Annotated in this window: 9 protein-coding genes; 8 read left to right on the top strand and 1 reads right to left on the bottom strand. The window is 69.5% G+C overall.

Annotated features, from left to right (window positions below; translation table 11 throughout):
* The first annotated feature begins 4 nt into the window (after positions 1–4).
* The 6 genes from JQX13_RS41205 to JQX13_RS41230 all read left to right on the top strand — a co-directional run bounded on the left by JQX13_RS41205 (position 5) and on the right by JQX13_RS41230 (position 8,632).
* Entirely contained in the window at positions 5–556 is a 552-nt protein-coding gene (locus JQX13_RS41205; protein ID WP_203404880.1) for a VOC family protein, read from the top strand.
* Positions 557–693: 137 nt separating this feature from the next.
* A complete protein-coding gene (locus JQX13_RS41210; RefSeq protein ID WP_203404881.1) occupies positions 694–2,604 on the top strand; it encodes a two-component system sensor histidine kinase NtrB in 1,911 nt (636 codons plus the stop codon).
* A 118-nt stretch (positions 2,605–2,722) separates the two neighbouring features.
* On the top strand, positions 2,723–3,514 hold the full coding sequence (locus JQX13_RS41215) for an SDR family NAD(P)-dependent oxidoreductase (RefSeq protein WP_203404882.1): 792 nt from the start codon (positions 2,723–2,725) through the stop codon (positions 3,512–3,514).
* Positions 3,515–3,624: 110 nt separating this feature from the next.
* Positions 3,625–4,776, top strand: a complete 1,152-nt coding sequence (locus JQX13_RS41220; protein WP_203404883.1) for a zinc-dependent alcohol dehydrogenase — start codon at positions 3,625–3,627, stop codon at positions 4,774–4,776.
* A 13-nt stretch (positions 4,777–4,789) separates the two neighbouring features.
* Positions 4,790–5,239: a hypothetical protein gene (locus JQX13_RS41225; RefSeq protein WP_203404884.1), complete on the top strand. Its 450-nt coding sequence runs from the start codon at positions 4,790–4,792 to the stop codon at positions 5,237–5,239.
* Positions 5,240–5,314: 75 nt separating this feature from the next.
* Complete coding sequence (locus tag JQX13_RS41230; protein WP_239014161.1) at positions 5,315–8,632, top strand: Kelch repeat-containing protein; 3,318 nt, start codon at positions 5,315–5,317, stop codon at positions 8,630–8,632.
* Positions 8,633–8,973: 341 nt separating this feature from the next.
* Here the strand turns inward: JQX13_RS41230 and JQX13_RS41240 are convergent, their stop codons facing one another.
* Complete coding sequence (locus JQX13_RS41240) at positions 8,974–10,347, bottom strand: hypothetical protein (protein ID WP_203404885.1); 1,374 nt, start codon at positions 10,345–10,347, stop codon at positions 8,974–8,976.
* 126 nt (positions 10,348–10,473) lie between these two features.
* Here JQX13_RS41240 and JQX13_RS41245 point away from each other — a divergent pair, with 126 nt between their 5' ends.
* Both JQX13_RS41245 and JQX13_RS41250 read left to right on the top strand, forming a co-directional pair.
* On the top strand, positions 10,474–11,523 hold the full coding sequence (locus tag JQX13_RS41245) for an alpha/beta fold hydrolase (RefSeq protein WP_203404886.1): 1,050 nt from the start codon (positions 10,474–10,476) through the stop codon (positions 11,521–11,523).
* Positions 11,524–11,618: 95 nt separating this feature from the next.
* Entirely contained in the window at positions 11,619–12,080 is a 462-nt protein-coding gene (locus JQX13_RS41250; protein WP_203404887.1) for a TerB family tellurite resistance protein, read from the top strand.
* Positions 12,081–12,106: the final 26 nt, after the last annotated feature.

The raw sequence follows: 12,106 nt of genomic DNA on the forward strand, positions 1-12,106 counted from the left end.
CACCATGAGCCGTACCACCAAGGGCATTCCCGGCGCGCGCGCCGTCCACCACGTCGCCGAGACCGTTCCCAACCTCGATCAGGCGGTCAACTTCTTCGTCAACGTCCTCGGGGCCGAGCTGCTGTACCGGAGCGGTCCCGTCGAGGACAAGACGGGCGACTGGATGACCCGCCACCTCAACGTGCACCCCCGCGCCTCGACGCACATCGCCATGCTCCGGTTCGGGCCCTCCACCAACCTCGAGCTGTTCGAGTACACCGCGCCCGGCCAGCGGCAGCAGCTCCCGCGCAACAGCGACTGGGGCGGCCACCACCTGGCGATCGGCGTCGAGAACGTGGATGCCGCGGTCGACTACCTCCGGTCGGTGCCCGGCGTGAAGATCCTCGGCGAGCCCCAGACCATCACCGAGGGGCCCATCGCCGGAGACCGCTGGGTCTACTTCCTGACCCCGTGGGGCATGCAGATGGAGGTCCTCCACATGCCCCAGGGCATGCCGTACGAGAAGGACACGGACGCCCGCCTGTTCGATCCGAGCGAGCCCTGGGACTCCCGGTAGAACCCTCCAGGCCAACCGGCAGCGCGGGTTCCCCCCGCCTGACCGGTCTCCTGGTGAAAAACCGTTCCCTGGTGGACAATCGTCCCGCTGGCGCCGCTCGTGATCCCTGCCCCCCCCGCGAGTGCCGCCACGGAGCCATGGCGAACACCACGACCCACGAGCCCTCTCCCTCCCCCAAGCCATTCGAGCCTCGAGGACAGGCCCGCCTGTCCGTGGCGAGCCGCTCATGGATCCTGGCCCGGCTGGACGCCCTGCTCTCGGAGTCCCTGCGGCGGGCCGAGCCCGCGGATCGCGTCCGCTACCGGGTCATGGTCGGTGCCGCCTGCTTCCTGACCCTGGCCAATGCGCTGTTCATCCTGCGGTCCCTCCAACTGCGCACCGTCCCGTACGCGGCCCTCCTCGCCGGCATCGGCTACCTGGGGACACTGGTGCTGGCACGCAGGGCCCGCACTCCCACGGCGCCGGCGATGCTCCTGCTGGTGACCCTGAGCATCGGGCTGGTGGGGTCCATCTTCGTGAACAAGAAACCCACCGGTGGCGAGCATGCCGTGAACATGCTGCTGCCCATCCTCGCCGTGTACCTGGTGGGGCCGCGCCGGGGGCTGCCCATCACCCTCCTGGTGTTCGCGACAGTGGGGCTGGCCCACCCGTACTACCGATTACAGATTGGCATCGACCCCAGCGCCTTCACCGCCGGGAACATCTGGTTCGGCCACCTCTTCGCGGGCATCTGCCTCCTGGGCGCTTGGGGACTGAGCGCGCTGCACAGCACCGCGCGCAACGCGGCGCAGGCCTCGCTCGAGCGGACGCTGAGGGAGCTCCGGGACAGCGAGAGCAAGCTCAACAGCGTCCTCGAGAGCACCGACGACATCGTGGTCTCGGTGGATCCCCAGGGGCGCGTGATCACCGCGAACTCGGCCGCGAAGCTCGCCTACCAGCGCGCGGGCATCGTGCTCGAGCCGGGGCTGCCGCTCTTCCAGAATGAGACGCCCGAGCGGCGCGCGGAATGGGAGGCACGGCTGGCCCAGGTGCTCCAGGGCCAGCGCCTGCGCATCGAGCAGGTGTATGGGAGCGAGGGCTCCCGCATCGTGATGGACATCAGCCTGCATCCCATTGTGGGAGCGGACGGCCGGGTGGTGGGCGTGACGCTCTTCGGCCACGACGTCACCGCCCGCCGGGAGGCCGAGACGCGGCTGGGGGAGATGCACCGCACCCTGGTGGACGTCTCGCGTCAGGCGGGCATGGCCGAGGTCGCCACTGGCGTGCTCCACAACGTGGGCAACACCCTCAACAGCGTCAACATCTCCACGAGCCTCGTCACCGAGCGGCTCCGCAAGTCCCGCATCTCCGGCCTGACCAAGGCCGCCCAGCTCCTGCGCGAGCATGCCTCCGACATCCCCTCCTTCCTCGCCCGGGATCCGCAGGGCCAGAAGCTTCCGGCCTACCTCATCGCCCTGTCGGACCAGCTCCAGGAGGAGCGTGACGGCATGATCCAGGAGATGCACGCCCTGGGTGAAAGCCTCGAGCACATCAAGTCCATCGTCAGCATGCAGCAGAAGCACGCGCGGACCGCGGGCGCCGTGGAGCAGGTGGCCGTGCCGCAGCTCATCAACGAGGCGTTGCGCCTGCACGCCGTCTCCTTCGAGCGCCTGGGCATCCGCGTGGATCGCGACTACGCCGAGGTTCCCCTCATCTACGTCGACCGGCACAAGCTGCTGCAGATCCTCATCAACCTGATGGGCAACGCGCGGCATGCGCTGGTGGAGAGCCCGAGGCAGGACAAGTGCCTGGGCATCCACGTCCGGCTCTCGCCCTCGGGGGAGCAGCTGCACATCGAGGTGGCCGACAACGGCGTCGGCATCGCTCCGGAGAACCTGGGGCGCATGTTCACCCAGGGTTTCACCACCAAGAAGACGGGCCATGGCTTCGGCCTGCACATCAGCGCCCTGGCCGCCGCGGAGATGAAGGGCCGGCTCACCTGCACCAGCCCGGGCCCCGGTCAGGGCGCCACCTTCACGCTCGAGCTGCCGATGGAGGCCCAGGCCTGAGGTGGGCCGCGTCACCCGGCCCGGCTACGATGCGCTCCGCCTCAACCGGGTGCCTGGTGGCTCCTCACCGCGGGCGCCCGTTCTCACTTCGTACACGTACAGGGCAAGGGGAAGCAACATGGGCATGCTGAAGGACAAGGTCATCCTCGTGACTGGCGCGAGCTCGGGTATCGGCTGGGCGACGGCGCTCGCGCTCGCCGAGGCGGGAGCCCGCGTCGTCGCGAGCGCGCGGCGCGAGGAGAAGGGCCGTGAGCTCGTCGCGCGCATCAAGGAGCGGGGTGGCGAGGCCACCTGGGTGAAGGCGGACATGACGAGCGAGCGCGATGTCGAGGCGCTCGTCCAGACGGCCCTCTCCACCCATGGCCGGCTCGACGGAGCCTTCAACAACGCGGGCGGCGGCATCATGAAGCCGTTCACCGAGACGACCAATGAGGACTACGAGTTCCTCATGAACACCAACCTCCGCGGGGCCTTCTGGTGCATGAAGCACCAGCTCAAGGCCATGCTCGCGAGCGGCGGAGGCGCCATCGTCAACTGCGCCTCGGTGGGCGCCATGCGGGCCGTGCCCGGAGTCTCCGTCTACAGCGCGACCAAGGCCGCCATCATCTCGCTCACGCGCGGCGCCGCGGTCGAGTACGCGCAGCAGGGCATCCGCATCAACTCGGTGAGCCCCGGCGTCATCGAGTCGGAGATGGCCACGGCGGGCTGGCGGCTCGATGAGCCCCAGGGGCGTGCCTTCGCCGCGGCGCTCCACCCGATGAACCGCGTGGGGACTCCCGACGAGGTGGCCTCGCTCGTCACCTTCCTCCTCAGCGACAAGGCCTCGTTCATCACCGGCCAGGACTTCGCGATCGACGGCGGCATGACCGCGTCGGGAGTGTCGCTCCTCGCGATGAAGCAGGCCGGCTGAGCCTGGAGTCTCCGCCAGCGACCCGGAGGCGGTGAGGTTGGCGGCTCACCTGCCCTCCTTGCAGGGGAGAGCAAATTGGCAATCGGGGCTCGCGTTCACAGCCTGTGGGCATGAGAGCGCTGACCTATGAAGGCCCCTACCGAGTCGCAGTCCGGAACAAGCCCGACCCGAAGATCGAGCATCCCCAGGACGGCATCGTTCGCGTGACGAGCGCCGCCATCTGCGGCTCCGATCTCCACCTGCTGCACGGGCTCATCCCGGATACCCGCATCGGGTTCACCTTCGGTCACGAATTCACGGGGATCGTCGAGGAGGTCGGCCCCGGCGCCCAGGGCATCAAGAAGGGTGATCGGGTCATGCTGCCGTTCCAGATCTTCTGTGGCGGCTGCTATTTCTGCACCCGGGGCCTGACCGCGTGCTGCGACAGCACCAACCCGGCGACCGACGCGGCGACGGGGATATACGGCTACTCGCACACCATGGGGGGATATGACGGGGGCCAGGCCGAGTACGTCCGCGTTCCCTTCATCGGGGTGGACGCCGAGAAGATTCCCGATGATGTCGAGGAGCTCGACGCACTCCCCATCACGGACGCCTTCACCACCGGCTATCAGGCGGCGGAGATGTGCGATCTCCGGGGGGGCGAGACCGTCCTGGTGCTCGGGTGCGGCCCGGTGGGCCTGTTCGCGATGTGGTCGGCCTGGGCGATGGGCGCCGGCCGGGTCATCGCCGTCGATCACATCGACTACCGCCTCGAGTTCGCGAGGAACTGGTTCGGTGTCGAGACGCTCAACTTCAAGGACCTCGACCTCGTCACCACGGTGAAGGGAATGACGGAAGGCCGGGGCGCCGACGCGACCATCGACGCCGTTGGCTGCGAGGCCGCGGGCTCGCCGGTACATCGCGTGCTCGGCGTCTACGGGAAGCTGGAGGCGGGTTCGCCGCAGGCGATCAACTTCGCGATCCACGCGACGCGCAAGGGCGGGACGATCTCCCTCATGGGCGGCTATGGCCCTCCGTTCAACGGTGTCGACATCGGCACCTATATGAACAAGGCGCAGACGATGCGTACCGGCCAGGCCAGCGTGAAGCGCTACATGCCGCACCTGCTCGAGCACGTCCGGGCCGGGCGGATCAAGCCGAGCAAGGTCTTCACCCACCGGCTGCCACTGGAGCAGGCGCCCCAGGCCTACCACACGTTCGCCCAGAAGAAGGACGGCTGCATCAAGGTGGCGCTCTTCCCCAACGGAACCCTTCACTAGAACGGAGACGCTGATGAATCCCACGCCAGAGGTGACCACTCCGGAGACAGTCCAGCGGCGCTCCGGGTACCAATCCCTTCAGCCCGTGACAAGGCCGGACTACTGGGGCGTCGATCTCGATCCCTCACGCCGGCCGGGTGTCCCGATGATGAGGGAGAACCCGCAGCCGTTTCCGAATACGCGCTACCCACCGGAACGCCAGCCCGGTGAGCCGGCGTCGCCCATGCACGGCCGCCCCAACAAGCAGATGCCACCCGTGTTTGGCACCTCCATCCCGCTGCGCGGGCTCTCCGGGGTGATCCGCAAGCTCGCCTACTCGTATCCGGACCACTATCCGCGCCACTGGCTGTTGATGATGCTGGGGGACAGGGTCGACTCGTGGAGCTACAACGCACGGCGGTACCTGCCGGTCGCGTTGCCGCTCGCCGCCGCCCTGCTCCTCATCCGCCGCGCGCGCGACTGAGGCGCCGCCCATCGTTGACGTCGTCCCTATTCCTGGTACGGAAGGCCCCGCTCTGAACCAGGAGGGGGAGAAGACGTGAATCAACAGCGGATGAATGGCGCCCGGTTTCTGTGGGCGATTGGATTTCTGGCATGGATGGTGGGCTGCACCGACTCGCCCCCGCCCCAGGTGGTGGGCCAGATGGTGTTCCTGACGCAGCCCGAACAGGCCGTGGCGGGCGCGCCCCTGGCCGTGGTGGAGGTGGCGGTACGGGACACCGGGGGCCGCCCTCTCACCGAGGTCTCGGAAGTCACTCTGACCCTGGCGGAAGGCCCTGAGGGAGCCACGCTAGAAGGCCCCGTCACCGCGCGCGCCGTCAACGGTGTCGCCAGCTTCTCCGAGGTGGTGCTGAAGAAGGCCGGCAGTGGCTACGCGCTACGGGCCTCCACACCGGGATTGGACGCGGTCACCAGCGCCGCCTTCACCGTGAAGGCGGCTGCCGCGGCCACGCTGTCCTTCACGCAGCAACCGGTGGATGGCGTGGCGGGCGTGCCCCTCACCACCGAGGTGGCCCTCTACGACACCTTCGGCAACCCCGCCACGGAGGACACCTCGGAGGTGGTGCTGTCCCTCGCGGAGGGTCCCAAGGGCGCCACGTTGGAAGGCTCCCTCTCCTCTCGCGCCGCCCATGGCACGGCGCGCTTCTCCGAGGTGGTGCTGAAGAGGATGGGCACCGGCTATGCGCTGCGGGCCTCGCTCCCGGGACAGGGAGGGGCCACCAGCGCCACCTTCACCGTGAAGGCGGCCGCCACGGCCACGCTGGCCTTCGCGCAGCAGCCGGTGGACGGCATGGCGGGCACGCCCTTCTCCGTCCAGGTGGCGCTGTCGGATGCCTTTGGCAACCCCGCCACGGAGGACACCTCGTCCGTGGCACTGGCGCTGGAGGGAGGCGGCACGCTGGCCACGGCGGCGCCCGTCAGCGGTGTTGCCACCTTCACCGACGTCCGCGTGTCCGCGCCGGGTCACCACGTCCTGGAGGCCCGCCTGGGCGCGCTGCCCGTGGCCACCAGCGCCCGCTTCGAGATGCGAGCGCCCCAGCCCCCCGCCTTCGCCGAGGCGCACCAGGACGCAGCCTTCGTCCAGCCCGGGGGCACCGTCCGCTTCCACGTCTCGGCCCATGACCCGCAGGGCGCGGCGTTGGGCTTCGCGTGGCTGGCGGCCGTCGGCACGCTGGGGACGGCGGAGGACACCGCGACGACGAGCACCGTCGTCTGGACGGCACCCGCGTGCCTGCCGGCGGGCACGGCGTCGCCCATCGTCGTCACCGCCACCGTCCGCAACGAATTGGACCAGGAGGCCGTCACCCGCTTCCAGGTGGGGGGCCTGCCGGACTGCCCCCGGTGGCTGCCGACCGCCAGCATGGCCTCGAGGCGCCAGGCGCACACGGCGACGTTGCTGCCTTCCGGCGAGGTGCTGGTGGCGGGCGGCTCCACCACCTCCGAGTGGCTGGCCTCGGCGGAGCTGTACGACCCGCGGACGGGCACGTGGACGAGCACCGGCAGCCTGGCCGAGCCACGGGGCAAACACACCGCGACACTGCTGCCCTCCGGCAAGGTGCTGGTGGTGGGCGGGGAGAACGACTCCGGCGCCCTGGCCACGGCGGAGGTGTACGACCCGGAGACGGGTACCTGGACGCGCACCGGCAGCCTGGCCCTGGCGCGCTACGACCACGCGACGACGCTGCTGGCCTCGGGACAGGTGCTGGTGACGGGCGGCTGGACCGGCGTCGGCTTCCTGGACACGGTGGAGGTGTACTCCCCGCACACGGGAACGTGGTCCACCGAAACCGGCAGGATGGTCTCGGCCCGCAGGTGGCACTCGGCCACGCTGCTTCCCTCCGGCAAGGTGCTGGTGACGGGCGGGTACACGGCCCGCCATACCTTCCTGGCCACGGCGGAGGTGTACGACCCGTGGACGCACACCTGGACGAGCACCGGCAGCATGGCCTCGGCCCGCAGGTGGCACTCGGCCACGCTGCTTCCCTCCGGCAGCGTGCTGGTGGCGGGCGGCAACAACGGCTCCGCCTCGCTGGCCACGGCGGAGCTGTATGACCCGCGGACGGGCACCTGGGCGAGCACCGCCAGCCTGGGCTCGGCGCGCGAGATGCACGCGGTGGAGCAACTGCCCTCGGGCACGCTGCTGGTGATGGGCGGGTACAGCAGCGAGGGCTTCCTGGCCACGGCGGAGGTGTACGACCCGCGCACGGGCACATGGACGCGCACCGGAGACATGGCCACGGCCCGCGGTGGGCACACGGCGACGCTGCTGTCCTCGGGCCGGGTGCTGGTGGCGGGTGGACAGCGCGCGGACGACCTGCCCGGGGCGGAGCTGTACGACCCGGGAGCGCGCACCTGGACGAGCGCCGGCGGCATGGCCTCGAAGCGGGAGGGACACACCGCGACGCTGCTGCCCTCGGGCAGGCTGCTGGTGGCGGGTGGCTTCAACGACTCCACCTGGCTGGCCACGGCGGAGCTGTACGATCCGGGCACGAACACCTGGACGAGCACCGGCGACATGACGATGCCCCGCAGCGGGCACACGGCGACGCTGTTGCCCTCGGGCAAGGTGCTGGTGGCGGGCGGGCTGAACGGCTCCGGCTACCTCGTCACGGCGGAGCTGTACGACCCGGAGACGGACACCTGGACGAGCACCGGCGACATGACGATGCCCCGCAGATGGCACACGGCGACGCTGCTGCCCTCGGGGCAGGTGTTGGTGACGGGCGGGGAGCGCAACTACGGCCCCACGGCGTTCGCCGAGCTGTACGACCCGCGGACGGGCACCTGGACCGACACCGCCAGCATGGCCGCGACGCGGAGCGGGCACACGGCGACGTTGCTGCCCTCGGGCAAGGTGCTGGTGACGGGCGGTTCGGGCAGATCCTCCTACGAAGCCACGGCGCAGCTGTACGATCCGCGGACGGGCACCTGGACGAGCGCCGGCAGCATGGCCTCGGCGCGTGAAAGGCACACGGCGACGCTGCTGCCCTCGGGCAAGGTGCTGGTGGCGGGTGGCTACAACAGCTCCGCCTCGCTGACCACGACGGAGCTGTACGATCCGGGGACGAACACCTGGACGAGCACCGGCGGGATGAGCTCGACGCGGAGCGACCATACGGCGACGCCGCTGCCCTCGGGCCAGGTGCTGGTGACGGGCGGCGACAGCCTCTCCACCTCCGCGCCCACGGCGGAGCTCTACGACCCGGGGACGGGCACCTGGGCGCGCACCAGCGGCCCGACGGCGGCGCAGGTCTGGCACACGGCGACGCTGCTGCCCTCGGGTCGTGTGCTGCTGACGGGGGGACACAGCGCCTCCTCGGGCTTCCTGGCCACGGTGGAGCTGTACACGCCCTGAGGAGGGCCGGCCACCGGTGAGGCGGCTCAGTGGGCCAGCAGGGACTCGAACCCTCGGGTCGCCTCCCCTCCTCGGTTCTTTTCCGATCCGCTGCCCGGTGCTCCCTGGGAACGCGGCGCCGACGTCTCCTCTGGCGCCGGCACGAGGCCGAGCTCAATCGCTTCCCTCAATTCCTGTGCGAGGTGGACGGTGTCGACATCCACTTCTGGCATGTCCGGGGCAAGGGGCCCTCTCCCCTGCCGCTGCTGCTGACGCACGGCTGGCCCGGCTCCATCTACGAGTTGCTCCCGGGCTGTTCCTCGAGGACGTGCGCGCGTTCTTCCGGGAGCTTCGCAACCCCGCTACCCCCGCCCTCGCCTCTCCTTGAGCCGCTGCAGCAGCCGATCATACAACCGACGCCGTGGGGAGCCTGGCACGGCGATGAGCCGGTCCTTCATGCTTCGAAACCTGCGCACCACCTCCCACGCGAGGCTGGAGTCGATCTCCCCCAGCGTGGAGTACAGGTGAGAGAGCTCGGCGTCCTTGCTCGTGAGCGTGGCCGAGAGCTGCCGCACCTGCTCCTGGAGCCTCTCGGTGTGGGCACGCTCGGCTTCGAGTCCTGACTTCAGCGCCGCCAGCTCGGCCTCGAGCTCGCGCTGACGAGCCTGAGCCTCGCCCAACTCCCGCGCCCTCGTCTCGGCCAACCCGTGAGCGTACAGCCGAGCCAGGAAGGCGTCCGCATACACCTGTCCTTCCCGACCATAGGCGAGCCGGGTCTGCTCTCCGAGCATCACCCCCGTCTCCGGCAGCCGTGCGTAGAACGATTCCAGCTCCTCCACCCGCCGGCGGAGCGAGTACTCGCGCCAGATGCGCTCCGCCAGCGCGGCCACGTCCACCCGCCTCGCCTCGTCCAGCAGGAGCCTCTCCAATTCCTCGCGTGACGGGCGAGACCGGGTGAGCCGGCCGGAGAAGTTCCGTGTCGCCAGGGCATCCAGCCGCTCCACCGTCAGCAACCCGTCGCACCCGTGCACGTCGTACAACAGGCAAGGCTTCTGGAGAGCCGCCGCCAGCAGCGCCGTCCGACCGATGGTGATGACCCGGTCGAAGTCCCGCAGCAGCTCGGCGGTGATCTCCACGGAGTTGTGTGGCAGGCCGAAGTGCGTCCACTCCAGTCCCGGGCGCGCGACACACAAGGCGTCCAGGGAGCTCGCCAGCGTCTCGTCGAGGTGGTTGGTCACCACGGCGATGCGCCGGGCCTCTCCCGGATGCCCGGGGGCCGCTGGCACCAGCCCGTCATCGTCGAACCAGTTGCGAAACACCGCGAGCCGCACCGCCGCTCCGAACCGCGTCGCGCGCAACCCATCCACCACTTCCTCGGAGACCCCCAGCCCCTGCGCTACCCCCTCCCAGACGATGGGGGCGGCCTCGAGGGTCGGCAGGACGCCGAGCGAGGAGAAAATCGCTCTCGCCCGAAGCCGGAGCGCCCCCAGATAGTAGAGGCACGGCGAGTGATGGACGTGGAGGATCTCCGGATCGAACGCCTCGATGAGCGCTCCCTCTCCCACCGAGAAGACAGTAACGCCCCGGCGGACGAACTCCTCGGAGATGCGCCCCCGTTGAAAGGTGAAGATGGCCACCTGGTGCTCCGCGCGCTTCAGCGCGGAACAAAGCTCCAGGCAGTACAGCTCCGAACCCGCTCGGACATCCAGATGGTGGTTGGTGAAGAGAATCCTCATGTGATGATGAGGTCCTATCTCATGTTTGAGCTTCCTCCGCAGCTGGTTCGCTCCCCAGAACGGCCCCCCGCCCCCCGAGCATCAAAAGGAGTAGGCCGACCCTACCGGCGCCGTTACCCTGCCGGCATGATGATCCGACAGCTCCTGCTCTCTCTCCTCCTCACCGCGGCGGCCTGTGCCCATGGCCAGGGCGCGCCCGCCACCGCCACTCCGACCCCGGACGCCGCGGGTGGCCCCGCGTACGACGCCGAGCTGACCACGTACGCGTACCCCTATGAGGTGCGCTTCCACCCTGTCGAAGCCCAGGGCCTGCAGCTGCGCATGGCGTACATGGACGTGGCCCCCGCGAAGCCCAACGGAACCACGGTGGTGCTGCTGCACGGGAAGAACTTCGCGGGAGGCCACTGGGAGGACACCATCCGCGCGCTCTCCGAGCGAGGCTTCCGCGTGGTGGTGCCGGACCAGATCGGCTTCGGCAAGTCCAGCAAGCCCGAGCGCTTCCAGTTCACCTTCCAGGCCCTGGCCACCCACACGCGGGAGCTGCTGGACGCGCTGCACGTGGAGCGCGCGGTGGTGGTGGGCCACTCCATGGGCGGGATGCTCGCCACGCGCCTGGCGTTGATGTTCCCCGAGCGCTTCTCCGGGCTGGTGCTCGTCAACCCCATTGGCCTGGAGGACTGGAAGCGGGTGGTGCCCTACCGAACCATCGACGCGTGGTACCAGAACGAGCTGAAATCCACGCCCGAGAGCGTGCGCGAGTACATGCGCGTGAGCTACTTCGGCGGCCAGTGGAAGCCGGAGTACGACAAGCTGGTGCGGATGCAGGCCGGCTGGCTGCGCGGCCCGGATCGCGAGCGCATCGCGTGGGTCTCCTCGCTGGCCTACGACATGATCTTCACCCAGCCCGTCGTGCATGAGTTCCCCGACGTGCGCGTGCCCACGCTGCTCATCATCGGCCAGAGGGATCGCACCGCGCTCGGCCGGCCCTGGGCGCCCGAGTCGGTGAGGGCGTCGCTCGGTGACTACCCCACGCTCGGCCGGAAGGCGGCGGCGGCGATTCCGGGCGCCCGCCTGGTGGAGCTCCCCGGCGTCGGCCACGTCCCCCAGGTGGAGGACTTCGAGCGCTACCTGGAGGCGCTGCTGCAGTTCCTCCCGGTGCGGCCCGAGGCCGGCTGAGCGGCCCTTCGGCTATGGGAAGCCCCAACACATGCCGGAGCGGGTGCGGATGTGTTAGGGAAGGGACGGCGTTCTATCCACCATCGGAGAGTGACATGGCTCATTTCGACGAGACCGCCGTTGCGCAACGCTACGGGCGATTGCCCAAATCCGACGACGACGCGGTGCAGTACCTCAAGGCGCTCAAGGTCATCATCAGCGCCGACGGGGAGGCCCATGAGGCCGAGCTGAAGGCGCTCCGCAAGGGGCTCGAGAAGCTGGGGCTCACGCCGGACCTCGCCAAGGAGGTCGAGTCCTTCGACGGCCACGGCGCCAATCTCGAATCCGTCCTGCCGAAGATGAAGCCCGGCGGCCTGCGCGCGCGGATGCTCGTGCGCGACGCCATCGAGCTGTCCCGCGCGGATGGAAAGTACGCCCAGGAGGAGAAGGACTCCGTCGCACGGGCCGCCCAACTCCTCGGGGTGAACGAGACGACGGTGAAGTCCATCGAGTCGCTCGTCGAGCTCGAGCACGCCGTGAAGCATCTGCGCAAGGCGCTGTTCCCGAAGAAGAAGTAATGCCGTGAGAGGTCATGAGGGAAGGA

The organism is Archangium violaceum (assembly GCF_016859125.1).
Taxonomy (GTDB): Bacteria; Myxococcota; Myxococcia; order Myxococcales; family Myxococcaceae; genus Archangium; species Archangium violaceum_A.